Below are 21,168 nucleotides of genomic sequence, written 5' to 3'. Positions count from 1 at the left end.
GAGAAACAGAAAGAGGCCCAGAGGTTCAGACCAGATCCCAAAGGATCCGCATCCGGTCCCTCAGGACCCAACAGCGTGCAGGTGCGACATCCGTCACCCTCCCCGTTCCAACCACCGAAGCGGCGTACTGGAGAAGAACAACATCCCTCGCACCATGTCAAATGTTCCACCCATGAGCTCCCAGCGAAGAACGTATGCCTTCGATCTGGGTTCTGGACACCCGGAGGTGTCAGATGCTCCTTAGAAAGGAGGTGATCCAGCCGCACCTTCCGGTACGGCTACCTTGTTACGACTTAGTCCTAATTACCGATCCCACCTTCGACGGCTCCCTCCACAAGGGTTAGGCCACCGGCTTCAGGTGTTACCGACTTTCATGACTTGACGGGCGGTGTGTACAAGACCCGGGAACGTATTCACCGCAGCGTTGCTGATCTGCGATTACTAGCGACTCCGACTTCATGAGGTCGAGTTGCAGACCTCAATCCGAACTGGGACCGGCTTTTTGGGATTCGCTCCACCTCGCGGTATTGCAGCCCTTTGTACCGGCCATTGTAGCATGCGTGAAGCCCAAGACATAAGGGGCATGATGATTTGACGTCATCCCCACCTTCCTCCGAGTTGACCCCGGCAGTATCCCATGAGTTCCCACCATTACGTGCTGGCAACATAGAACGAGGGTTGCGCTCGTTGCGGGACTTAACCCAACATCTCACGACACGAGCTGACGACAACCATGCACCACCTGTTTACGAGTGTCCAAAGAGTTGACCATTTCTGGCCCGTTCTCGTATATGTCAAGCCTTGGTAAGGTTCTTCGCGTTGCATCGAATTAATCCGCATGCTCCGCCGCTTGTGCGGGTCCCCGTCAATTCCTTTGAGTTTTAGCCTTGCGGCCGTACTCCCCAGGCGGGGAACTTAATGCGTTAGCTGCGTCACGGAATCCGTGGAATGGACCCCACAACTAGTTCCCAACGTTTACGGGGTGGACTACCAGGGTATCTAAGCCTGTTTGCTCCCCACCCTTTCGCTCCTCAGCGTCAGTTACGGCCCAGAGATCTGCCTTCGCCATCGGTGTTCCTCCTGATATCTGCGCATTCCACCGCTACACCAGGAATTCCAATCTCCCCTACCGCACTCTAGTCTGCCCGTACCCACTGCAGGCCGGAGGTTGAGCCTCCGGATTTCACAGCAGACGCGACAAACCGCCTACGAGCTCTTTACGCCCAATAATTCCGGATAACGCTTGCGCCCTACGTATTACCGCGGCTGCTGGCACGTAGTTAGCCGGCGCTTTTTCTGCAGGTACCGTCACTTTCGCTTCTTCCCTGCTAAAAGAGGTTTACAACCCGAAGGCCGTCGTCCCTCACGCGGCGTTGCTGCATCAGGCTTGCGCCCATTGTGCAATATTCCCCACTGCTGCCTCCCGTAGGAGTCTGGGCCGTGTCTCAGTCCCAGTGTGGCCGGTCACCCTCTCAGGCCGGCTACCCGTCGACGCCTTGGTGAGCCATTACCTCACCAACAAGCTGATAGGCCGCGAGCCCATCCCCAACCGAAATTCTTTCCAGACGCAGACCATGCGGTCACGTCACATATCCAGTATTAGACGCCGTTTCCAGCGCTTATCCCAGAGTCAGGGGCAGGTTGCTCACGTGTTACTCACCCGTTCGCCACTGATCCCACAGAGCAAGCTCCGTGTTCACCGTTCGACTTGCATGTGTTAAGCACGCCGCCAGCGTTCATCCTGAGCCAGGATCAAACTCTCCGTAAAAAAGAAATGCATACCCCACCGGGAAAACGGTGACGCAGCGAGTTTGATGCTGACCAAAGAGACAAATTCATTGCTGACTTCATCCATTGCCAACCCCACAAGGAGGTTGGTCTTTGATCCAAAGGAATTCTCAACTAGCCGAAGCTAGACGAGGATAATTTGGCATTTGACAAGTGCACGCTGTTGAGTTCTCAAGGATCGGATGCTCCCACGACCCAGCCATCACAGCCAGGCCCGAAGGGCAACTTCTCTATCTTACCGATCTCGTTTCCGTTGTCAAGTCCGAGTTTTTCTCGGCCTGACCGTGGGAACGGATCAGCACCTTCATCCTCTTCACTCAGAGAGTGTGTGGGATTCGGGAGGTGTTAGCTGCTTGACGGGAGCCGGTCCGAGGACCTCCGCTCAACCGTTTGGGGCGAACAAGTAATAAGTTACGCGGATCCCGGGTATCGGGCAAATCAGGGCTGACCGCCGGGCGTGTCGCGCACCTGCGTCACAGATCCGTTTCTCCTCCCTGCTCTCCCCGTGGGTCACTCGACGGTCATTGGCGTAGTCGTGACGTCGATGTGTCCGAAGGGGAACGGGCTGAAGACCGTCCATGAGTCGGAGGTGAATCCCTCCATGGGGATCAGGAAGAACCAGACGAGGGAGACGACGATCGCGACGGCCACGAGTGCCGCGATTCCGATGGCCGCGCGGTTCAGTGCCCTGAGGGCTGCCCGTTCGTCGCTCGCCTTCATCACGCGTCCGAGAGTGATCAGGACGATCGCAGCGATGCTGATGTAGACCAGAGGGCTGGGCCGGAGCGTCAGGTCGATGCAAACGGGCGCTTGGTCGGTCGGCTGTCCTGACGCACCGATGAAGCCGCCGCTCCCGTCGATGCCGCCGGGGCAGTAGCTCCGGCTGGCGACCATGAGTGAGGAGTACACGAAGACGGCGACCAGGGTCGTGATCAGGACGCGTCGGATCTCCGCGATGATCGCGACGCCGGGGAGACCTGTGGTGGTGGTTGCCGGCGTGGTCGATGCGAGCGACAAGAGGGCCTCCTTGGTGGGTGGTCGTCTCATGATGGCGCAGCGGGTGGAGGGAGGGAAGAGCCACCGAGCCCGGGGAGCATGGCTCGCTTAGGCTCGCGCCATGACGCTCAGAGGATTAGCTCACCCCCGGACTCGGGTGCTCGTGTGGGCCCAGCTTCACCTTGCGCGCGATCTCCTTGAGGCGCCGATCGAAGCACAGATGCTTGAGCACCTCAACACCGGTGAGAGGTTTGACGTCCAGGTCAGGGCTGACGAGCCTTGGGAGGATCTCGAGTCCGCGATACGCGACTTCGATCCTCACGTGTTCCACTTCATCGGGCATGGCAAGCGCGGAAGTCTCGTAGTAGCCGGGCGTGACCAACAAGGGTGGCCTATCGCCTCCACCGCGACGCCGCGCGAGCTGCACGCCGCGCTTCGCGACGCGCAAAGCCTTAATGGTGTGTTCCTGAATGGATGCGAGACCTCGCAGTGGGCGCCGCACCTTATCCCCCAGGGCGGCTGGTTCATCGGAGCGAACCGGAAAGTCGACGACGCCGGGGCGCGACTCTTCGCCGAGAAGTTCTACGAGCTGTTCGAAGCGCGATCCCCGAACCGAAAAGCGTTCGACGGCGCCCTCGCCCACGTCGCGAACACGAGTGGATATTCACAACCGCCGATCGTCCGATGGGTCGAGGACCCAAATCCCGAAGAGTTCATCCACAAGGTGTTCGACCGCGAGGCGTTCCGCGCATCGGTGGGTCGCGAATCCTCGATGCAGGAGCTGAAAGACGCCTTGAAGGGAATCACGAAGTCGCTACGTGGCCGTCGGTTGATCACGCGTGAGGCCCTCGGGGTGCCGAACGTCGTGCACTGTACGGAGCCGCTCGACCCGCAGGCGGTGGATGTGATCCGGCGCAGGATGAGCGCCGTGAACTTCGACTTCAGGCAGCTTGCTCGAGAGTTCTCCTCCGTCCCCGACCTCGGCAATTCGCTAGACAGAATCCCCCAGCGGGACAGACGGCGCTTTCTGCTTCTTGCCGACAGGCTGGACGATTCGCGCAACGAGACGATCAATGCCGTGAACGAGCTACTCCCTCTCTCCCTCTGGCTGCCGGAGGTCGAGTTGACGTCGTCGGCCCTGGGTCCGGACTGGGTGAACCACGGCCCGGAGTGAGGCAGCGAGAGTTCAGGTGTGCCCCGATACGCTAGCCGTGAGCGAGGGGGGAGCTTCGCCGCTGACCGAGGCTACGGCCTCAGAGGGAGTGCGCAATGACGGGTGAGACCTTCTCTGAAGACGAGTTCCGCAGCCAGTGGAAAGAGCAGGCGGACGAGATCGGCCGCTTCAATCTCGCCATCTTCGGCAAGACGGGCGTCGGGAAGTCGACGCTGATCAACGCGATCTTCGGCGAGGAGGTCGCTCCCACCGGCGTCGGCGAGCCCGTCACGATGGACGAGCATCTCTACATCCATCGTTCCGGCTTCCTCGGCCTGCTCGACACCCGTGGTCTCGAGATCGGCAAGGACACCGATGAGCTGATCCGCGAGCTCGGCGACTACCTGAAGAAGATGCGCCAGCGGCCTCTCTCCGAGCAGATCCACGTCGCCTGGTATTGCGTCCGGGCGACGGACCGGCGGTTCGAGGACACCGAGGCGGAGTTCATCCGTCGCCTGCACGAGCTCGGCCTGCCCGTCGTCGCCGTCCTGACGCAGGTGCCCTCGCGGAACGGTGAGTATCACGCCGACGCTCTGACTCTGGCGGATCACATCGCCGGGCTCGGCCTGCCGATCGTGGGAGGCCGTCCGATCCTGGTGATGTCGACGGCCGATGAGTTCACCGGCCAGGTGCAGCACGGGCTCACGGAGCTCGTGGATGCCACGTTTCGCGCAGCTCCCGAGGGTGTTGAAGCAGCGTTCGCAGCCGCCCAGAAAGTCGATCTGGCAAGAAAGCGCAAGCAAGCTCAAACAGTTGTCCGCGCGGCTGCCACGGCGGCGTTGACGGTCGGAGCGATTCCGATCCCCGTCGCCGACGCAGGGGTGCTCGTCCCCATTCAGCTCGGGATGATGGCCAGGGTCGCGGCGATCTACGGCGTCAGGGTCGAGACCGCAACGATCGCGGCGACCGCAGCGACAGTCGCCGTCTCTGCCGCAGGACGAAGCGCCGTCGCCGGACTCCTGAAGTTCATCCCCGGAGCGGGAACCGTGGTCGGCGGCGTGATCTCGGGCACCGTCGCCAGCACGTTCACGATGGCGATCGGCTACGCGTGGGCGGTGGTCTGCGGTGAGCTCACGCAGGGTCGACTGCGAGGCGTCGACGGTGCGCTCGACAGCAACCTGGTGCGCGAGCTGTTCCAGACGCAGGTCGGCGTGTGGTTCAAGAAGGTGAGCGGCGTGCGAAGTTGAGCGGCGTTCCGCACCCAATCGAGGCGCCGCCACCCGTCCTTCGGACTAGTCCTTGTATCTGCGAACGGCCTCGCGGATTCCATCCGCGTGCGAATAGATCTCATCGAGCTCTTCGATCGCATGCCGTGTCTCGACCTTGTCCTCGTCCAACAGCCCCAGGTACTTCTGCTTCCCGTTGAAGTGAAGACGGGCCACAGGCTTCCGGTTGTTGTCATCGAGCAGCACGGCGAAGTAGCTCTTCGCATCGCGGTGCGTGACGCGCTGCGGCTTGACCTCGCCACAGGCGATCGCCTTCACGATCTGGTAGCCCTCTAGCTCTTCGAGAGTGGTCTCAATCTCGGTGTCGCGGTCGAGGTCTGCTTCCGCGACCTCAGCACTCGTCGCCGGCGAAGGGTCTGACGTGTGCGCAATTCCGCTCACGCCGAGGGCGGTCTTCAGACGATCATTCACACGCTCGTTCAGGAACTGGTGCGCCGCCTTGCCAACCAGCCCCGTAAACTGCTGCCGCACTTTCTGTGTGTAAGAGCCGTCGTAGACACGCGTCGCGAAGAACTTGATCCACTCGTCAGTCGGTTCGCGGAACTGGCTGGCGATCTCTCGCTTGAGGGCACCGATGTACTTGAGCTCCTCGGCCGCGCTGATGATGGAGTCGAGGTCGAAACTCTCCTTGCTCAGCTTCTGAATCTCCGGGATCAGAGTCTCGTCGATGTCGAGCAGGTCGAGCACGAGGAACGGCTTGGCGTCCATCCGGTTCGGAGCGTCGAGGTCAGTGTAGAAGTGCCAGACGACGCCGTTCGTCAGAACAGCGATGCGCGCGTTCGTGACGGCGAAGTAACGGAAGAGCTGCGAAGCGTGCTCGATCTTGAGCGACCCCATCGATGGCTTGCACTCGATGAGGATCTGAACCTCGCTGTCGCGCATGATGGCGTAGTCAATCTTCTCCCCCTTCTTCGTGCCGACATCGGCCGTGAACTCGGGGACGACCTCGAGCGGGTCGAAGACGTCGTAACCAAGAATCGTCGAGATGAACGGCATGACGAACGCATTCTTCGTTGCCTCCTCGGTCCCGATCGCCGTCGCCTGGTTTTTCACCTTCGTTGCGAGGGAATCGAGACGCTCTGAAAACTCCACCGTTACTCCGCTCTTCGTTGAACACGCTTTAGTCCAGACGATAGCGGACCCTGGAACGAAGCATGGGCGGTGCGGCATATCGATATGCTGCGTGGCGTGAGCACAACGACGCCGGCCCGACTATCGCTGGAGTTGAACGTCACCCAGAAGCGCATCCGTGGCTTCCTCGGAGAGCAGTACGGCAGGCCATCCGAAGGCGCCGCCGGATGGGAACTCGACGACACCCAGGCTGACGCTGTGCGGGCGCGGTTCGATCGGCAGCTCCGACCCACCGATCCGAAGGTCTGGACGTTGGAGATCGGCGACACCGTGCTGCGACGAGAGTTGCACGCCGCCTACAGGGGTCAAGAGCAGGGCGGGATCATCACGCCCAAATCGATTCCCGACATACTCGTCATCACTAGCCCGGAAAGCGGAGCGAGGCACGGGTACGACACTTTTGAAGGGCTGCAGGGAGACGGTTGCTTTCTCTACACGGGCGAAGGTCAGTACGGTCCGCAAGTATTCGCCCGCGGGAACACTGCGCTTCGAGACGCCGCCAAGAACGGCCGCCCCATCCGCCTGTTCACCAAACAGGGCACCTACGTCACCTACATTGGGGAGTTCACCACTGGCGAGCCAGCGTTCAGCATCGAGACAATCCCGGACTCGGACGGGGATCCTCGCGAAGGAATCATCTTCAAGCTTGTGCCGGTTGACGCCGATGTGGAAGCACTCGATGCGCCATCCGAGCCCCTCCCGGAAATCGCGCAGGCCTCGTCTTGGACACCGCCCAAGTCTTCGTCGTACGTCATTGCAGCCCCACTCATCCCTGGTGAGCGCGTCGTCTCCCGAATCGAGTTCGAGTTGCAGAAGGACTTCGGGCAGTGGATCAGGTCCCGTGGTGAGACTCCTCAGCGCCTTCGCCTTACCTCCGCAGGAGCCGCGATCGAGCCCGATCTTTACGTCTCAGAGTCAGGCTGGGTTGTCGAGGCGAAGAAGTCGCCCGCTCGCGAATACGTTCGCACCGCGATTGGACAAGTCCTCGACTACTCCCGGCTGGTTCGGGAGTCCGGCAGGCCCGGGATCCCCGTCATCTTGCTTCCCAGCAGACCAATCGCTCACCTCGAAGCCTTGCTGTCCGATCTGGGCATCCTTCTAGTGGTCCGCGATGACGAGGAGTTCGTGGTCATCGATTAGGGTCCTCGGCTGCAAGTTCCGCGACTGCTGGCAGGTCGGGGGCGGCCCATTCGAGATCAGGCAGGTCGCTGTGGCCAACCCAGCGCAGCTCATCATGGTCGAGACTCTGCGTCGGTGGCTCTCCAAGCAACTTGGCGCGAAGGCAAATGAGGCGGATCGTGCTCTCGCCGACCAAGGTCTCGTCGGTTCGAAGCGGGGCGATGACCTCGATGGAGGTGCTGAGCTCTTCTTGTATTTCTCGAACTAAAGCCTCGCTGTGCGTCTCACCCTTTTCGAGCTTGCCCCCGGGAAACTCCCATTTCCCTCCAGCCGCCTTCTCAAGTCGACGGCGGCACGCGAGGATCTTGCCGTCATACTCGATGACGGCTGCAACGACCTCGATAACACGGCTCTCGCTCACTATGCCTCCGAGAGCAAGCTAACAGGGAGTGTCCTCGGGGCCCCTACTCCGACCCTGCTAGCGTCGCATCATGCCGTCGCCGCAGACTCTCGCCACCCTCCGCGCCTTCGTAACCGAACGGGACTGGGACCAGTTCCACTCGCCGGAGAACCTCGCCAAGAGCATCTCGATCGAGGCCGGCGAGCTCCTCGAGTGCTTCCAGTGGTCCCCTGACTTCGACCAAGAACAGGTCGAAGCGGAGCTCGCAGATGTTGTCACCTACTGCATCCATCTCGCCAACAAGATCGGCGTTGACCTCGACGAGATCGTCATGAAGAAGCTGGAGTCGACGAAGGCGAAGTATCCCGTCGAGCTGGCCAAGGGCCGCATGACGAAGTACACCAAGCTTCCCGAGGCACCTGAGTGACAGATTTCAGCATCCAGCGCCTGCCTTTCCGCCGTGACGCCGTTGACACGTGGGCGCGCGACGACGCCCGGCACACTAATTGGCCTGTTGTCTATGTGATCGAAGGCGACGCTCAGCGCAGCTCTCCTGGACTCTACGTCGGCGAGACAGTGAGCGCTGCCACCCGGATGCGTCAGCACCTCGCCGGCGCGAAGAAGAACGAGTCGCTCGAGTCGATCCGCGTCGTCGTGGATCACACGTTCAACAAGTCAGTCTGTCTCGACCTTGAATCGCATCTCATTCGCTGGTTCTCGGGCGACGGCCAATACCGCATCCTCAATGGCAACGACGGTCTGACTGACGCCCAGTACTACGACCGCGCCCTCTACCGTGAATCTTTCCGAGACGTGTTCGAGGCGCTGCGAGCAGAGGGACTCTTCTCGCGCAGCATCCCGCAAATCGAGAATTCCGACCTGTTCAAGCTCTCGCCCTTCAAAGCGCTGACCGATGACCAAGCCATCGCGATCATGGACATCCTGGAGGGTGTGCTCGATGACCTTCAGGACCCCGGCGCTCGATCAACACTCGTAGTCCAAGGCAATCCAGGGACTGGCAAGACGATCATCGCGATCTTCCTGATGAAGTTGCTCGCCGACATCCGAGACTACGACGACCGCGATGGAGTCGAGCCAGACTCGATGTTCTCGGAGTTCTTCGTCCCCGAGAATCGCGAGCTACTCAAGACCCTTCGCATGGCTCTCGTGATCCCACAACAGTCTCTGCGAATGTCGGTGAAGAAAGTCTTCAAGAAGACCCCCAAGCTCGATGCTGCGATGGTGATGTCACCGTTCCAACTCGGTGAATCTGACGAGACCTACGACCTCGTCCTCGTCGACGAGACCCATCGCCTCGGACAGCGAGCCAATCAGGCGTCGGGGGTGCAGAACAAGAAGTTCCGAGAGATCAACGAGGCGCTTTTTGGAAGCGATGATTCTCGCTACACCCAGCTCGACTGGATCAAGGCTCGGAGCAAGCATCAGCTCCTGCTCGTCGATGGTGAGCAGAGTGTGCGACCTCATGATGTTTCTCCGGCGGCACTAAGCACCGAGATCATTAAATCCAAGGACGCACATCGCTTTTTCCGTCTGACGACCCAGATGCGCGTGCAGGCTGGCGCAGACTATGTCGACTTCGTCCGTGCTCTCCTTCGGGATGAAGCGCCATCGCTCCCTGACCTCGGTGAGTATGAGCTCCGACTTTTCGATGACCTCGGAAAGATGCGCGATGCCATCCGCCAGAAGGATGCTGAGGTCGGTCTTTCCCGCCTCGTCGCAGGCTACGCGTGGGATTGGGTATCCAAGAAGAACCCGCATGCATTCGACATCGAGCTTGATGGTGAGCGCATGCGGTGGAACGGCACGGACAAGGACTGGATCAACTCAACAGGATCGCTCGAAGAGGTCGGCTCGATCCACACCGTTCAGGGCTACGACCTGAACTACGCCGGGGTGATCATCGGGCCGGACCTCCGCCTCGACCCGGCAACCGGACGGATCGTCGCGGATCGCGAGAGCTATCGGGACAAGAAAGGCAAGGAGAATACCGGGCACCTGAAGGATGCATTCGGGGACGATGATCTGCTGACGTTCATCCGGAACATCTATGGGGTGCTGTTGACTCGAGGCATGCGCGGAACGTACGTCTATGTGTGTGATCCAGCTCTTCGAGCTCGACTGGCTCCGGCTCTGGCCGATGAGGACAATTGAAGAACCACGAGACTGAGGTTGCCAGTCAAATGGCGCGAGACACGAGTCAGACTGAGGATGAAGAGAAGGCACATGGCACGTCACCTTGAATATACCGCGGCCAGCTTCTTCAGAATTGCGACGATGGAGGCTCGGCGTGGGCACTCGGACCCCGGTCGCATGTTCGCCTCAGTCAGCAAGATCATCAACGAGCTACGCACACTTCATTCGATTCGGAAGAAGACATGCGCTCCGCTATGGAAATCCAATCCGGAACTTGCTCTAACCGAATACGCAAGTTTCAGGCCAGCGATCGCCGAGAAGCAAAAGGCCAAGCGTGACGCTCTCCAGGCGGAGCTCTCTGTCCTGAGCGACGAGCTGTCGGCTATTCTGGATGAATCAAGTTTTAGTTGGCAGCTAAGTGCGGGCGCGGTTGTCGGCACTCGCCAGACTTACGCCACAACCTCAGACCCATTGCGCTACTTTGCCATGAAACAATTGGAGTCGAATCTAAGGACCGCGCACGGCCTGTCCGCCCCGAATCGAAATCGATTGATAGCGCAGCTCAAAGACGCGCTCGCAGGCAAGCTGCCACGTCATATTCTACGAGTCGATATTCAAGCGTTCTACGAGTCGATCGACCACACCCGACTGATGAGTCACCTTCGTGAGACACGCGGGCTGTCCAGAACGTCCATCGACCTCATCGAACAGCTCCTCAGAGAGTGGTCCAATCTCACATCACGAACAGTCGGCATCCCTACGGGGGTGGGGGTCTCTGCGTACCTTGCAGAGATCTACGCACGCCAAATTGATGCCTCAATTATTGGCGACCACGGAGTGCATTTCTATGGTCGCTATGTCGACGACATTGTCATTGTCGCGCGGAACAGCCAAGACAGAGATAGAGTTGAAATTCTGATTGACGAGTCGATCGCGCAACTCGGCCTGTCCCTGAGCAGTTCAAAGACCCAGCGGATCGACCCAGTGCCCCATGCAGTTCCGAAGAAGGATCCCTTCGATATTTCGACTCCAATCGATTTTCTCGGCTACGCGTTGACCAAGCATGGAGGCGCCGTTCGCACGGAGATGTCACAGCGAGCGATAGATCGATACCTGCACCGACTGGACGCATCTTTCAAGAGGTGGGGTTCGACTTCTTTCGCTAACGCCGGACATGAGGGGCTCCTGACGGATCGCGTCCGTTTCCTCACCAGCAACACCAAGCTTGCGAACAGTAAAGGTCGGGCAGTTACCGGCATCTACTTCAACTACCCGCACCTATCACCGGACTCCGTCTCGCTTGCAGACCTCGATAACGCGCTGAATCAGCTGATCGATACATATCGATCCATGCTCCCGGCTCGCGTCCACAACCGGCTGAGCCGGATGTCTTTCGTGAGTGGATTCAATGAGAAGATCTTTAATCGATACAATCAGCATCAATTGAAGCGACTTGTGGCGGTGTGGCGTGGTTAGGACCAATAAGAACAAGGTCTCTTCGCGGGTTGAAAGGGCTCTACTTTCAGACGTGCTGCCTTACGAACTTCCAGTCTCGTTCGACAACGCAGGTTTCGTTGCCCTACTTTCCGAGCTGAAGATTCGAATCAGCGGCAGAACTGTTACTGCTCAGTGGATCGGTGAGTCGACGCCCTCAGTCCTCTCATTGATCTTCGGGGGAGTTATATCCGTATCCCGCCCCGCTCAGGGAACGTCCGTTACGTTCTACGATCCGCGCCTCGGTCGTGAGCAAGAGTTCCCGCGAACAAAGTCGCTTTCCTTCAACATTGGCAAAAATGCCAGCGGCATACGTTCAGTGTCGATGATGCACCCGCGATCCCAGCTCGCGGTCGCCGATTTTTATGAGCGACACGCCGACTCGATTCTGCACTACACAAAGAGAAGTCCCTTCTCTATCCGGCACGCCTCCGATGTTGCGAGATTCTCAGTGTTCAGGGATGCCGTCTTTTCGAGCAATTTGGATCACGAGCCCACCGGCGTCGAGGAAGACGATAGGGAATATGAGAGACTACGTTCCTTCTTCACATATGGGGGGTATTCACATATCTATAAGTTCCACGAATCGCCGGAGATGAGAACTCTCGAGCGGAAATACGCGCGCCTCGTTCACGTGGACGTGACGAGATGTTTCGACAGTATTTATACCCATGCCATATCTTGGGTGACGAATGGCCTGGAGGACAGCAAGACACGGACGAACAGTACCACCTCGACATTTGGTGGACGCTTTGACAAACTGATGCAGAGCGCCAATGACTTAGAAACTCACGGCATTCTCATCGGCCCGGAAGTCTCCCGGATTTTTGCAGAAGTCATGCTGCAAGAGGTCGACGTGCGCGCCGAACGATCCCTCCGTTTAAGTAACGATCCTTTACTTCATCGTCGCGACTACGAGATCCGTAGATTCGTAGATGATTTCTTCATATTCTGCGCCTCAGATGAAGACGCAGCTCGAATAGTGAACGTTCTAAGCGAGGAACTGCGGAAGTTCCGACTTTACCTTAATGACGCCAAGCGAAAGGACCAATTAACACCCCTGGTGTCCGAACGCTCGATAGCAAAGTACAAGTTCAAATTGTCGATTCGTCGACTCATCACGGCGGAGGTCGAAGATGGCGATCCGGGAAACCTCCCCCTCCTCGTCACGTCCACCGAGGCACTACTGCTGGAGTATAAGGATGCCCTCCTCAGCACGGGACTGAGCCACGGCGATCTAGCAAACTATGCCCTTGTACAGGTCGAGTTCGCTTTCGAACGCGCGCTGCGCCGCTGGCAGTCGATAGCAATGGACGAAGACGCCCCAGAACACCGACCCCGGCAGGCGGACTGGATCGGCGTCGCACGCTTTCTCACCAACACGATCGATGTTGCGGTCTCGCTGTTCGCCGGGGGCGTTGCTGCGTCTCACAGCGTCAAACTGGCTCGCATCGCCCACACAGCGCTCCGCTTCATGTCTGTCGCCGGAATGCCGAGGGCGATGCGTGCGGTCGTGGAATCTAAGATCGCCGAGGAGCTCTCCCGTCAGATACATCGACCGCCCGCCACTTCAGGCGCACCGATGCACTCTCTCATTCTCCTCGATGCCCTCGCGTCCATGCACGAAGACGGTGGTGTTTCAGCGCCGGAGCTACGGAAGTTGCTCAACTTGAAGGAGAGCTCGCCAGACGCGATCGCGCTTCTGACGACGCTTCGCTATTGTCGACGACGACCGGATCTCGACAACCTTCGCGCTGAACTCGAAGATCTAGCCATTGAGTCGGCTAGTTGTGCCACGGAGGATGGGACGCCCGAGACCGGGGCTACCCTTCTTGCTTGCGCCCTTCTGGACTCGCCCTTCTTGTTGCGGCAGCGAAAGCGTGACCTGGCGCGCAAACTTCGGCTCCCCTCAAACTTCCGGCCGGGTGGCTCGACACCGTGGACTCGCTTCTTCCAATGGGAGGTCGACGACTACTACGACTCGTTGCAGCGCAAGCGCGGTGGCGACGTATATTGATAGATGCGCCCAGCGGTAGCAGCCCGCGCTTGCGGGCCACACACCGGCGTTGCAGAGAAGGACCGCGCGACTCCGCCCGGGGCTTCACTCCGCGTTCGCGTTGGGTGAAGCCCTGGTCCCGCGAAGCGAAGGATGGGCGCCTAGTTCCTCAGCCTGCCCCAAACCGCTCCCCCGAGCTCACCTGCTGCGCCACCCGCCGCAACGTCAACAACAACGGCTCCACCAGCACCGACCCCAGCACCACGTACCGCACCGCTGCTTCCGCAGACTCCTCCGGTACCCCCGCGATCTCCGCATCCGCGATCCGTCGCGCACTCGCGAGGTACTCCTTCATCGCCGCATCCGGCACGGAGAACCCGACGCGCTCCAACCCCTGCAACGCCCGCGCGACCGCATTCAGCACCGCCTCGTCGCACATCCCCGGCTTCCACCCAAGTCCCGCAACGAGCGCCTCTGCGTCAGCCAGATCCAAGGACTCATCCACCGGCGGAGTGATTGCCGCATGCGCCGCCCCGAGCAGCTCGTGCGCACTCGCCGGCGGATCATCCAGCGCCGCGACCACCCGCCGCGTCTCGGCGATGCTCACCCCGGCGTCGAGAAGCGCCCGGATCACCCGCAGCCGCTCCACGTGCTTCTCGCCGTACGCGGCCTGAGTCGCGGACGACCTCTCTCCCTCGGGCAGCAGCCCCTCGCGCAGGTAGTACTTGATCGTCGGCACGGTCACGCCGGTCTGGGCCGACAGTTCGGAAATTCTCATGGCCACCTCTTGACTTCGATAGTAGCGCTATCCATTATGGATAGTGAAGCTATCCAATCAAGGAGACATCATGTCGAAAGTCATCACGGGCCGCATGACCCACCGCCACGAGGGCGAGCTCGTCGTGTTCCACATCGGGATGCAGATCAACCGCTGGTGGCGCCCCGACCTGTGGATGCCGGCGTTCTTCGCCATGCCGGGGATGCTGCGCGAACTCAGCACCGACCCCGACTCGGGCATGCTCGGCTACCACCTGCTCTTCGGATCGGGCGGACCCTACGTCGTGCAGTACTGGTCATCCGTCGACAAGCTCTACGCCTACGCGTCCAGCCCGAACCAGCAGCACCGCCCCGCCTGGACAGCCTTCAACCGCGCAGCCCGCAAGGCTCCGGGAGCAGTGGGCGTCTGGCACGAGACCTTCCGCGTCGACACCGCCGAGAGCGTGTACGTCTCGACGAAGCCGATGGGGTTGCCGAAGGCCACGGAGCTCGTCCCCGTCGGCAAACGGCACGACCGAGCGCAGGCGCGGTTCGCGGATGGACGCACCGACTCAAGCCGCTCAACTGCTGGTTGACGCCCCTGGACGACATCCTTAGCCATGGGCTCTACCGGCGAGGCGCCGTGTGACTACGCCCGTCGACGCCGCTGCACCCGGGGACGGGGAAGAGACGCTCGCTTCGGACGCGGTTTCGAGGCTTCCCCTCCGGCCTGGTACGCCTCAACCTGCGCCCGGCGGGACTCATCCCTGGCGTGACCATCACGCACGTAAACCGACAGAGATCCGTGGATGCTCTCGCTCCACTTCTTCATGATCCCGCGCATATCACGGAGCGCTTTCGCTGAGTCATGCTCGCCGTACACCTGCACCCACCTACGCGTCTTGTATACGGCCCAGTCGAGCACTACCTCGGATTCGCGGCTTTCGCGATCGATGCCCTCGTATCGAACGAGCCCGGCATGTCGATCGGGATGTTCAGAAGAACCGCGCTCGCGCGCGCTGTCCCACGTTGTTCGCCACTCCTGGCCTGGTGCGAGCACCGGAATCGGATCCGGAACCGCAACGCGCTCATTACTTGCAGTTCCGTCTGAACGCACGGGCCACGGGTCGAGCTCGAGTCTTACGTTTTGCGCAGCCGTCTGCCCGTAATTCTTCACGACGAGATCAACGATCGCCGGAGTGGCACCGGATGCCTCCGTATAGGCGACGACGTACGGTTGCGAACGCTCCTTTTCCAGTTCCCTTGCCTGCCTGCGCGCGAATTGGGCCTCGGCCACTTGACCGCGAGCGTAAGTCAGAGCGAACACCGCGACTACCAGAGTGATGATGGTCGCACCCGCGGTGATCCAATCCGCCACGTTCGGAGACTCAAGAGCTTCGATCAACGCCGCGAAGAGCACCGGAAAGTCGACAGAATCCATGGTCGCCATGATCCCAGATCAGCGATTCCCGTCGACAATCCGACCCCAGAAGACAAGTACCCTCGCACCATGCCCACCGATCGCCCGCGCGCCTGGATCTTCGACGTCGACGGCACCCTCGCCCTCATCGGCGACCGCTCGCCGTACGACATGCGCAACGTGTCGATCGATACCCCGAACCACCCGGTCGTCGTCGCCGCCCAAGCCTTCGCCGCACACCCCGAAGTCGACGCGCTCATCGTCGTCTCGGGCCGAGACGAGACCGCCCGTCGCGCCACCGAGGCCTGGCTGACGTTCAACGAGATCCCGTTCGACCGCCTTCTGCTCCGCCGCACGGGCGACCAGCGCGCCGACAACATCGTCAAGGCCGAGATCTACGACGCCCACATCGAACCGCATTTCACGGTCATCGGCGTCGTCGACGACCGCCGCAGCGTGGTCGAGATGTGGCGGTCTCGCGGGCTGGTCTGCTTCCAGGTGGCCGAAGGGGACTTCTGAGGCGCACCCGTCCGCGTTCAGCGACCTCGGTGCGGTCCATCCTTTTCCCGGATCCGTGTCCTGCGGGCTGGTGGTCGTCCGTCGTCTGGGTAAGTAGATGTAGAAAGACCTGGAGGAGAACACACATGCGCTACGTACTTTTCATCTGCACCGACCCGACCGCCGAGCCTTATGTCGAGGCCGAGGACAACGCCGGGGAGTGGGTGGCGTCGCTGCAGGACAGCGGCTCCTACGTCTTGGGCGACCGCCTGCGGCCTGTCGAAGACGCCACGACCGTGCGCATCCGAGCCGGCGAGAGGATCGTGGCCGACGGACCATTCACCGAGAGCCGCGAATGGATCGCCGGGTTCGACGTGATCGACGCCGACGACCTCGACGCCGCGATCGAGATCGCCGCTGCACACCCGATGGCTCGGTTCGGCCTGGTCGAAGTGCGCCCCGTGTGGCCGCTCGGGTGACGATGTGACCACACCGGAAGGGCCGCCGGGCACGCTTCCGGACGCCATGGCCGCCGTTCGGCACGTGGCATCGATCGAGTACGGCTGCGTGGTCGCGAGCGTGATCGGCACAGTCCACGACTGGACTCTCGCCGAAGACGCCGTGCAGGACGCTCTGGCGCGAGCGGTCGAGCGGTGGCCAGGCGACGGGGTTCCGACGAACCCCGCCGCCTGGGTCACGACCGTCGCGCGCCGCCGCGCGATCGACCTCGTCCGACACGCCGACGCCGAGCGCCGGGCGGTGGCACGCCTGGAGCACGAGCCGCACGATGGCGCCGACATCGCCCAGGAAGCCGACGACCACGACGCGTTCCCGCACGGGGACGAGCGGCTGAAGCTGATCTTCACCGCCTGCCATCCCGCGCTGAACTTGGAAGCCCGCGCGGCGTTGACGCTCCGCACCGTCCTGAACGTGTCGATCGAACAGCTCGCCGCGATCTTCGCCGTCGCACCCGCGACGATGGAGAAGAGACTCGTGCGGGCGCGGGCCAAGATCGCGCACGCGAACATCCCGTACCGTGTTCCGGATGCCGCGCAGCTCGACAGTCGAAGCGCCAGCGTCTGCGAGGTCCTGTCCGCCCTGTTCACCATCGGCTACTCCGATCCGACACTCCAGCCCGATCCCGGCGCCGAGGCCATTCGACTTGCTCGGCTGTGCCGGCAGCTGCTCCCCTCGGACTCCCCGGCACGACTGGAGTTCACGGGGCTTCTCGCCCTCCTGCTCCTTCAGCACTCCCGCCGCGCGGCACGCACCACGGCCGACGGCCTGTCCGTGCCGTTCGACGAACAGGATCGCGGACTGTGGGATGTCTCCGAGATCGAGGAGGGGCTGCGGCTGCTCGATGACGCCGTGGAGGAGGCGGCACGGGCGGGCATCCACGGCGGACGGCACCTCATCCGCGCCACGGTCGCGGCCGAATACGTCCGCCCCGCCTCGGGGACGAAGATCGACCACGCCCGCATCGCCGACATCTACGGGGTGCTGGAACAGGTGGATGCATCGCCGTTCATCCGCCTGAACCGTGCGGTCGCCGTGGCGAACGCGGGACGACCGGCCGAAGCCCTCGCGCTGACGGAGGCGCTCGAGAGCTCGCTGGGAGGACACCACCTCTACTCAGCGGTGCGGGGAGATCTCCTGCAGCGCCTCAAGCGCGTCGATGAAGCGAGGTCTGCGTTTCTCGATGCCGCACGCACCGCGCCAACGGAACGTGAGCGACGGTCATACGCCCAGCACGCTGATGACATCGCCTCGGCATCGACCTGACGAGCACCCCACCGACTCTTTGATTTCCTCGACTACACCCAGGGTGTGCGTGCGACGGCGAGGATCGGGCCGACTCACGGCGGATCGAATCGAGAGAGATACGTGCTCCATTCGCGGCGCCTATGACGAGAAGGCCAGCGAAGACGTCCGCGAAGTTTCCGCGAATATATTGCTTTGGTCCTCGTTTGCGATCTTCTATGAGTCAGGCGGATCAATTCTGATAACCAGGAGGACTCATCATGAAAAATCATCGAACCACCGCACTGAGATGCGAACCTCGGACCTGGTTCGGCGTGATCACGGAACCGGGCCCCAAGCTAACGATGACGGTCGCGATGGGCTTGCTGATCGTGGCGTCCACTGTATTGTCTGTCCGCTTCCCCGAGATCGGCTCCTGGCTCTTCATTGCGACAGGACTCCTCGCCGCCACTTGGTACGCCCACATGATGAAGCGGTGGCGAGCTGCGCGTGGTGACGAAGATGTCGTTCCACCGGAGGAGTGATTCACTGAGCGGCAGCCCGACTTGTCGGGCTGCCGCTCACACTCCAGCGACTCGCGCTCGGCGGCCTGACGTAAGGTACAGCGACGTCTTGGCCGCAGGATGTAACCCGTAGGAGCGATTGTGAAGCAACGAACGAGACGAGCAATGGTCTGCATTGGATTCGTCGGCGCCGGCATCATCATCCTCGCCATCGTCATGGCGATTGCTGAGGGCTACATCTCAGACGCGGAGCACACGACTGGGAACCTCGCACCCGCTGCTCTGACTGGTCTGTTTGGCGCATGTCTCATGCTCGTCGGCTTCGGGAGCATTCTCTTCCGAAGGGAGTGACTAGAGGACTACAGCTCAGCTCATTCGGCCCCGCTACCCGTCAGGGTGGCGGGGCCGTCCCTGTCCGCACACCGTTCGTGGCGCGGCGATCCGCCCCGAATCGGGCTACGGTACCGAGATGAACCAGTCGACCCCGACGATCGAATCGCTGCACGCTCTCACGGACGCGGACGCCGAAGCAATCGCATCGCTTCTGGTACAGCTCTCCGCATCCGCGGCATTCGATCGCGCTCGAACCGAGGCGGTCATCGCACACGAGGCGACGGAGCTCCTGGTGGCGCGTGACTCTGGGCGCATCGTCGGCACCGCGACTCTCGTGACCGCACCTTCCCTGACCGGACTGCGCGGCCACGTCGAGGACGTCGTGGTCGACGAGGCGGCACGCGGGCGCGGCATCGCGCGGCTCCTCCTGGAGCACGTGACGCAGCTCGCGCGACAGCGCGGACTCCGGACGCTCGACCTCACATCCCGCCCATCCCGAGAATCCGCACTGCGGTTGTACGAGTCTGTCGGGTTCCACAAGCGTGAGACGAACGTGCTCCGGTTCACCCCTGCCACGGACTAGTTACGCCGCAACTCCGCAAGAGCTCCACGATTCCAGCCCTCCGCTCATGACTCAGATCGCGGTCGTCACAGTCGGCAAGCGAGTTCGCGGGATCCTGCGCGTTCGCGTTCTCAATGATGCGAATTCGTCGAGGGGAGAACACCAACACGGCTCGGTGCACGAATGATTCCTCATTCAACGCAGGTAAACGAGCCAGCTCCAAGGCCCCCGTCACCACCCTCATTACGAGAACCGCGAACACAAAGATGGGTCCAATCCATGGCGCCTCCGATCCGAACAGGAATCCCCCAGCGACAACGCCGCCCACGATGACCACGTTGACGATCGCTACGACTACTCCCAGACCTCGAGGGAGGGTCATCCCGGAACTGATACCGATGCTGACCCCCAGAGCGCAGACGACAAGGTAGACAGCGAGCTCGCCGCCGATTTCCAAGATCATTGCCATCGCTCCTTCGTCAGCACGTCACTCTCATGATGGCCCGTAGCTTGCAGCCCGGGTTGTATCGCTCTTCACCACGGTCGCGATCGGTCGGGGGGCAGCACATCCGTCCCGACAGTCTCGCGTCGACACGTCGATCATGGCTTCCGTCGCACCTTATGCGAGGCGACGGTCCACCCGGCGAGGTTCGATCCGGTGAAGAACGCGAGAAGTCCGATCACGAGGTAAGCGGGGAGCGCATCTCCGGCTGGACCGTCAAGCGTGCCTGTCCACTCGAACCAGGCCAAGAACCCGAACCACACGGCCACGGGAATGAGTGAGAGAACCACACCCAGCTTCCGTCCCGCTCGTCCGGCCAAGACTCCCCAAAGAAGAAGAGCCACCCCTGCAACGAAGTACCCCATGCGTACGTCCTAGCAATTCCGTACCCACGGCCACCAGACGCCCGTGGGTCCACCGACACCGACGACGTAGTGGATCGAGATGCATCGATTGCCCACCACCTGCGACGCCCCGATCGCGGCGACTGTCGTACAAGAGACCTGGAGGAGCTTTGCGAACGGCACAGGGGACTTGTTCAGCACTCCGGCGCATGCTGCGTAGCCGCCGACCGCTGCGCGACTCTCCGCTTTGTTCAGGTGGACCTGAATGTACGGTCCGAAGAACTGAACCGTGGGATCCGCGACGACGGGGAAAACCGCTCCGGTCGTGTCCACAACCTGCGACAGGGTTGAGCCGGAGATTTCATAGTGCGTGGGGAGCGCCTGTCCCGCAGCGTCTATCGCCCAGGGAGCTTCGATGCCTCCCACGAAGCCATCGGCGTTCGACACAGAGACCGAACCATCGTCGAGGAGAAGCAGCTGAGTGCCACCAGTGAAGGTCCACTGGGGATCTTCTCCGAGCGGATCCGACAGCATTGCGGAGAGCCGCGTCGCCCCCTCGTCAGGAAAGCTGACGGCGTACGTCACAGAGTCGCCCTCCGCGAGTGCATACTGACCGGCTTCGGAGATCTCCGCGTTTTCGGAGGCCCCCAGGGTGACGTCCACATTGACGTCGTCCAGGGCTACAGAGACAGCACCACCATCCATCTGCAGCACAGGCGTTTCGGCATCCGACGGCGTGGAGGCGCCTACGGCGGCGGACTCCGCACCCTCGAGAACGCCCGTGATGTCATCAGGTTCATCGGGGACGGATGCCTGCGTAGTGAGCGGCACGAGAGCAAGAACGAGACTTAGTGCGCTCGCGCAGAGAACGGTCTGGTGTGAAGCTATGCTCTTCATGTGAAGTATGTAAGCGCACAAATGAGGACATGCCGATATACAATGCGTCGCGGGCTCCGGGTCAGCTCATGGACT

General features: G+C 61.3%; 19 protein-coding genes and 1 rRNA gene. 12 read left to right on the top strand and 8 right to left on the bottom strand.

From position 1 onward, the window contains the following. Positions 1-244 precede the first annotated feature (244 nt). Both ABRP18_RS01480 and ABRP18_RS01475 read right to left on the bottom strand, forming a co-directional pair. Positions 245-1,768: ribosomal RNA gene (locus tag ABRP18_RS01480) — 16S ribosomal RNA — on the bottom strand. 530 nt (positions 1,769-2,298) lie between these two features. Continuing rightward, entirely contained in the window at positions 2,299-2,805 is a 507-nt protein-coding gene (locus tag ABRP18_RS01475) for a hypothetical protein (protein WP_349885343.1), read from the bottom strand. Between the two features lie 100 nt (positions 2,806-2,905). On the opposite strand from ABRP18_RS01475, the gene ABRP18_RS01470 reads away from it, so the two are divergent. Beyond that, positions 2,906-3,958, top strand: a complete 1,053-nt coding sequence (locus ABRP18_RS01470) for a hypothetical protein (protein WP_349885342.1) — start codon at positions 2,906-2,908, stop codon at positions 3,956-3,958. A 95-nt stretch (positions 3,959-4,053) separates the two neighbouring features. Continuing rightward, positions 4,054-5,184, top strand: a complete 1,131-nt coding sequence (locus ABRP18_RS01465; protein ID WP_349885341.1) for a GTPase — start codon at positions 4,054-4,056, stop codon at positions 5,182-5,184. A gap of 45 nt (positions 5,185-5,229) precedes the next feature. On the opposite strand, the gene ABRP18_RS01460 is transcribed toward ABRP18_RS01465, so the two are convergent. Continuing rightward, positions 5,230-6,315 carry a type I restriction endonuclease gene (locus ABRP18_RS01460; protein WP_349885377.1) on the bottom strand — a complete coding sequence of 362 codons (1,086 nt, stop codon included), beginning with the start codon at positions 6,313-6,315 and terminating at the stop codon, positions 5,230-5,232. A gap of 96 nt (positions 6,316-6,411) precedes the next feature. Between ABRP18_RS01460 and ABRP18_RS01455 the strand changes: the two genes are divergently transcribed. Beyond that, positions 6,412-7,494, top strand: a complete 1,083-nt coding sequence (locus ABRP18_RS01455) for a hypothetical protein (RefSeq protein ID WP_349885340.1) — start codon at positions 6,412-6,414, stop codon at positions 7,492-7,494. On the opposite strand, the gene ABRP18_RS01450 is transcribed toward ABRP18_RS01455, so the two are convergent. Beyond that, positions 7,484-7,894, bottom strand: coding sequence for a (deoxy)nucleoside triphosphate pyrophosphohydrolase (locus ABRP18_RS01450; RefSeq protein WP_349885339.1), 411 nt, complete (start codon positions 7,892-7,894; stop codon positions 7,484-7,486). The genes ABRP18_RS01455 and ABRP18_RS01450 overlap by 11 nt on opposite strands. A 70-nt stretch (positions 7,895-7,964) precedes the next feature. On the opposite strand from ABRP18_RS01450, the gene ABRP18_RS01445 reads away from it, so the two are divergent. The 4 genes from ABRP18_RS01445 to drt3b all read left to right on the top strand — a co-directional run bounded on the left by ABRP18_RS01445 (position 7,965) and on the right by drt3b (position 13,538). Further along, complete coding sequence (locus tag ABRP18_RS01445) at positions 7,965-8,300, top strand: nucleotide pyrophosphohydrolase (RefSeq protein ID WP_349885338.1); 336 nt, start codon at positions 7,965-7,967, stop codon at positions 8,298-8,300. Next, positions 8,297-10,045 (top strand): DNA/RNA helicase domain-containing protein, encoded by a 1,749-nt coding sequence (locus tag ABRP18_RS01440; protein WP_349885337.1) that lies wholly within the window; start codon positions 8,297-8,299, stop codon positions 10,043-10,045. Before ABRP18_RS01445 ends, ABRP18_RS01440 begins: the two co-directional genes overlap by 4 nt. 72 nt (positions 10,046-10,117) lie before the next feature. Then, the gene (gene drt3a / locus ABRP18_RS01435) at positions 10,118-11,503 is read left to right on the top strand and encodes an antiviral reverse transcriptase Drt3a (RefSeq protein ID WP_349885336.1); all 1,386 of its coding nucleotides are present in this window, start codon (positions 10,118-10,120) and stop codon (positions 11,501-11,503) included. Beyond that, entirely contained in the window at positions 11,496-13,538 is a 2,043-nt protein-coding gene (gene drt3b, locus ABRP18_RS01430; RefSeq protein ID WP_349885335.1) for an antiviral reverse transcriptase Drt3b, read from the top strand. The genes drt3a and drt3b overlap by 8 nt, the downstream gene beginning before the upstream one ends. A gap of 148 nt (positions 13,539-13,686) precedes the next feature. Here drt3b and ABRP18_RS01425 read toward each other — a convergent pair whose 3' ends face one another. Then, the gene (locus tag ABRP18_RS01425) at positions 13,687-14,295 is read right to left on the bottom strand and encodes a MerR family transcriptional regulator (RefSeq protein WP_349885334.1); all 609 of its coding nucleotides are present in this window, start codon (positions 14,293-14,295) and stop codon (positions 13,687-13,689) included. Positions 14,296-14,365: 70 nt separating this feature from the next. Between ABRP18_RS01425 and ABRP18_RS01420 the strand changes: the two genes are divergently transcribed. Next, positions 14,366-14,869, top strand: a complete 504-nt coding sequence (locus tag ABRP18_RS01420) for a DUF4188 domain-containing protein (RefSeq protein WP_349885333.1) — start codon at positions 14,366-14,368, stop codon at positions 14,867-14,869. 53 nt (positions 14,870-14,922) lie between these two features. Here the strand turns inward: ABRP18_RS01420 and ABRP18_RS01415 are convergent, their stop codons facing one another. Beyond that, positions 14,923-15,723 carry a hypothetical protein gene (locus tag ABRP18_RS01415; protein ID WP_349885332.1) on the bottom strand — a complete coding sequence of 267 codons (801 nt, stop codon included), beginning with the start codon at positions 15,721-15,723 and terminating at the stop codon, positions 14,923-14,925. 60 nt (positions 15,724-15,783) lie between these two features. Between ABRP18_RS01415 and ABRP18_RS01410 the strand changes: the two genes are divergently transcribed. From ABRP18_RS01410 to ABRP18_RS01395, 4 genes are all read left to right on the top strand, one after another. Then, entirely contained in the window at positions 15,784-16,212 is a 429-nt protein-coding gene (locus ABRP18_RS01410) for a polynucleotide kinase (RefSeq protein ID WP_349885331.1), read from the top strand. Between the two features lie 125 nt (positions 16,213-16,337). Further along, positions 16,338-16,670: a YciI family protein gene (locus ABRP18_RS01405; RefSeq protein WP_349885330.1), complete on the top strand. Its 333-nt coding sequence runs from the start codon at positions 16,338-16,340 to the stop codon at positions 16,668-16,670. Positions 16,671-16,674: 4 nt separating this feature from the next. Next, positions 16,675-17,973 (top strand): DUF6596 domain-containing protein, encoded by a 1,299-nt coding sequence (locus ABRP18_RS01400; RefSeq protein ID WP_349885329.1) that lies wholly within the window; start codon positions 16,675-16,677, stop codon positions 17,971-17,973. Between the two features lie 951 nt (positions 17,974-18,924). Continuing rightward, on the top strand, positions 18,925-19,371 hold the full coding sequence (locus ABRP18_RS01395) for a GNAT family N-acetyltransferase (protein WP_349885328.1): 447 nt from the start codon (positions 18,925-18,927) through the stop codon (positions 19,369-19,371). Here the strand turns inward: ABRP18_RS01395 and ABRP18_RS01390 are convergent. Both ABRP18_RS01390 and ABRP18_RS01385 read right to left on the bottom strand, forming a co-directional pair. Beyond that, positions 19,352-19,819: a hypothetical protein gene (locus tag ABRP18_RS01390; protein WP_349885327.1), complete on the bottom strand. Its 468-nt coding sequence runs from the start codon at positions 19,817-19,819 to the stop codon at positions 19,352-19,354. The two genes, ABRP18_RS01395 and ABRP18_RS01390, sit on opposite strands and share 20 nt — an antisense overlap. A gap of 407 nt (positions 19,820-20,226) precedes the next feature. Then, positions 20,227-21,093 (bottom strand): hypothetical protein, encoded by an 867-nt coding sequence (locus tag ABRP18_RS01385; protein ID WP_349885326.1) that lies wholly within the window; start codon positions 21,091-21,093, stop codon positions 20,227-20,229. Between the last annotated feature and the right edge of the window lie 75 nt (positions 21,094-21,168).

The organism is Microbacterium sp. WHRI 7836 (genome assembly GCF_040223885.2).
Lineage (GTDB): Bacteria > Actinomycetota > Actinomycetes > Actinomycetales > Microbacteriaceae > Microbacterium > Microbacterium oxydans.
Note: the sequence above shows the minus strand (reverse complement) of the source record. Positions and strands in the feature narration are given on the sequence as shown.

Excerpts from the sequence above, each read along its gene's own strand:
- ABRP18_RS01420 (WP_349885333.1), top strand. The coding sequence starts at position 14,366 with ATGTCGAAAGTCATCACGGGCCGCATGACCCACCGCCACGAGGGCGAG.
- ABRP18_RS01410 (WP_349885331.1), top strand. The coding sequence starts at position 15,784 with ATGCCCACCGATCGCCCGCGCGCCTGGATCTTCGACGTCGACGGCACC.
- ABRP18_RS01445 (WP_349885338.1), top strand. The coding sequence starts at position 7,965 with ATGCCGTCGCCGCAGACTCTCGCCACCCTCCGCGCCTTCGTAACCGAA.
- ABRP18_RS01415 (WP_349885332.1), bottom strand. The coding sequence starts at position 15,723 with ATGGCGACCATGGATTCTGTCGACTTTCCGGTGCTCTTCGCGGCGTTG.
- ABRP18_RS01465 (WP_349885341.1), top strand. The coding sequence starts at position 4,054 with ATGACGGGTGAGACCTTCTCTGAAGACGAGTTCCGCAGCCAGTGGAAA.
- ABRP18_RS01390 (WP_349885327.1), bottom strand. The coding sequence starts at position 19,819 with ATGGCAATGATCTTGGAAATCGGCGGCGAGCTCGCTGTCTACCTTGTC.
- ABRP18_RS01470 (WP_349885342.1), top strand. The coding sequence starts at position 2,906 with ATGACGCTCAGAGGATTAGCTCACCCCCGGACTCGGGTGCTCGTGTGG.
- ABRP18_RS01405 (WP_349885330.1), top strand. The coding sequence starts at position 16,338 with ATGCGCTACGTACTTTTCATCTGCACCGACCCGACCGCCGAGCCTTAT.
- drt3a (WP_349885336.1), top strand. The coding sequence starts at position 10,118 with ATGGCACGTCACCTTGAATATACCGCGGCCAGCTTCTTCAGAATTGCG.
- ABRP18_RS01425 (WP_349885334.1), bottom strand. The coding sequence starts at position 14,295 with ATGAGAATTTCCGAACTGTCGGCCCAGACCGGCGTGACCGTGCCGACG.
- ABRP18_RS01385 (WP_349885326.1), bottom strand. The coding sequence starts at position 21,093 with ATGAAGAGCATAGCTTCACACCAGACCGTTCTCTGCGCGAGCGCACTA.
- ABRP18_RS01395 (WP_349885328.1), top strand. The coding sequence starts at position 18,925 with ATGAACCAGTCGACCCCGACGATCGAATCGCTGCACGCTCTCACGGAC.